This window comes from Rhodococcus sp. O3 (genome assembly GCF_048897285.1).
In the GTDB taxonomy this organism is placed as follows: domain Bacteria; phylum Actinomycetota; class Actinomycetes; order Mycobacteriales; family Mycobacteriaceae; genus Rhodococcus.
The window spans coordinates 1-2,247 of record NZ_JBMBTE010000279.1; the positions used below are offsets into that span (position 1 = coordinate 1).

The 2,247-nt window shown below is 69.6% G+C and carries 2 protein-coding genes; both read left to right on the forward strand.

Annotated features, from left to right (window positions below; all coding sequences use genetic code 11):
• The coding region (locus ACN675_RS28885; protein WP_420754071.1) for a hemolysin family protein at positions 1-1,201 on the forward strand (1,201 nt) is incomplete at its 5' end.
• Positions 1,194-2,189 carry a hemolysin family protein gene (locus ACN675_RS28890; RefSeq protein WP_420754072.1) on the forward strand — a complete coding sequence of 332 codons (996 nt, stop codon included), beginning with the start codon at positions 1,194-1,196 and terminating at the stop codon, positions 2,187-2,189. The genes ACN675_RS28885 and ACN675_RS28890, both read left to right, overlap by 8 nt.
• Positions 2,190-2,247: the final 58 nt, after the last annotated feature.

The window sequence follows — 2,247 nt, forward strand, 5'->3', positions numbered from 1 at the left end:
CCGCCGCACCTCGTTCATGCTGTCCGGCGCACAGCTCGGTATCACCGTCACCGGCCTGCTCGTCGGCTATGTCGCCGAACCTCTCATCGGCAGCGGCCTCGGCGAGTTGTTCGGCGGCGTCGGTGTTCCCACCGCCGTCGGGGTGGCCGTCGGCACCGTGCTTGCGGTGCTGTTCTCCACCGTCGTGCAGATGGTGTTCGGGGAACTGTTCCCGAAGAACCTGGCCATCGCCCGTCCCGAGCCGGTCGCGCGGAAGCTGGCGCTGTCGACGACCGTCTACCTGAAACTGTTCGGCTGGCTCATCACGCTCTTCGACGCGGCGTCGAATCTGCTGCTGCGGCTGTTGCGGATCGAACCCGTTCACGACGTGGAACATTCGGCAACCGTCCGCGATCTCGAGCACATCGTCGCCGAGTCCCGCGACACCGGAGAGCTGCCGCCGGAGTTGTCGACCCTGCTCGACCGCATTCTCGACTTCCCCACCCGCACCGCCGAGCACGCCATGATTCCGCGCGCCCGGGTGGATGTCGTCCATGTCGACGAGCCCGTCGATCGGGTGCTCGCGACGATGAGCACCGGCCACACCCGCTACCCGGTCGTGGGTGCCTCCACCGACGACCTGCACGGTGTGGTGCACCTGCACGACCTGCTCGAACTCGACCGGACCGGCGGCACCGCCGGCTCCGTGCACCGGTCCGCGGTGATCGTGCCGACCACGCTGCCGCTGCCGGACGTCCTCGCGCGCCTCGGCGAGGCCCACGAGGAGATGGCGCTGGTCATCGACGAGTACGGCGGTTTCGCCGGGGTCGTCACCGTCGAGGACATCGCCGAGGAACTGGTCGGCGAGATCGCCGACGAACACGATCCCGAGTCCGACACCGCGGTGATCGTGCGTGCCGGCGACGGCTGGACGGTTCGCGGCACCGCGCATCTCGACGAGGTCGGCCGAACGCTCGGCCGAACGCTGCCCGACGGCGACTACGAGACCCTCGCCGGGCTGGTCATCGCCGAATTCGGCGGCCTGCCCGCCGTCGGCGATCGGGTCGAGATCGCCCTGGGCTCGGATCCCGCCGACCTGGTGAGCGACGATCGCTTCCCCCGCCGCACCCTGGTCGCCGAGGTGCGGGCCATCGACAAGCACGTGCCGTCCTCGCTGCACGTCACCGTCCGTACCGAGCCCGAGGTGAACATCGATGAGTAACCCCTGGATCGTGGCGGCCGTGACGGTCGCGTTGATCGCGGCCAGTGCGTTCTTCGTCGCCGTCGAGTTCGCGCTGATCGCCGCGCGACGGCACCGCCTCGAGGACGCTGCCCCGCACAGCCGTGCCGCGCGGGCCGCGTTGCGCAGCGCGACGGAACTGTCGGTCCTGCTCGCCGGCTCCCAGCTCGGCATCACGGTGTGCACCCTGGCGCTGGGTGCGGTGACAAAACCGGCCGTGCATCACTGGCTGACCCCGCTCATCGCGGGTTGGGGTGCCCCGATGTGGCTGGCCGACGTCGCCGGATTCGTGCTCGCGCTGATCATCGTGACGTTCCTGCACCTGGTGGTCGGGGAGATGGCACCGAAGTCGTGGGCGATCGCGCATCCGGAGAAGTCGGCGACGATGCTGGCGATCCCGATGCGGGTGTTCATGTGGTTCACCCGACCTGTCATCGTGCAGCTGAACCGGATGGCGAACTGGTGCCTGCGCAGGGCCGGGGTGGAGCCGGTCGATCAGGTGGCCACCGGCCAGGATCCGGATGCGTTGCGGCACCTCGTCGAGCATTCGGCCACGGTGGGCACTCTCGACGAGCGCTACCACGGCCATCTGACGAGCGCCCTGGAGCTGGAAGCGCTGACGGTCGGCGACATCGTCGCCCCGAACGACCGGCCGAGCAGCGTGCCGCCGGATGCGTCGGGCGCCGAGATCCGGGAGACCGCCCGCCGGACCGGGCACCTGCGGTTGCTGGTGCGCGGCAACGGTCACGTGGACGGGGTCGTGCACGTACGCGACAGCCTCCACGCACCCGAGGTGAGCGCGGGTGAGCTGATGCGGCCCGCGCTGACCGTCGAGGCCGTGGTCCCGGTGTACGAGGCGTTGCGGACCATGCGGGAAACCCGCAACCATCTCGCCACCGTCACCGACGGTGGGCAGGTCGTCGGGCTGATCACGATCTCGGACGTGCTCCAGCGTCTCCTCGTGCGCTGACGCGCCCGTGTGCCTTTGTGGCGGCCTGACGCTGGCTGTCAGGATGGTCGTGAGACAG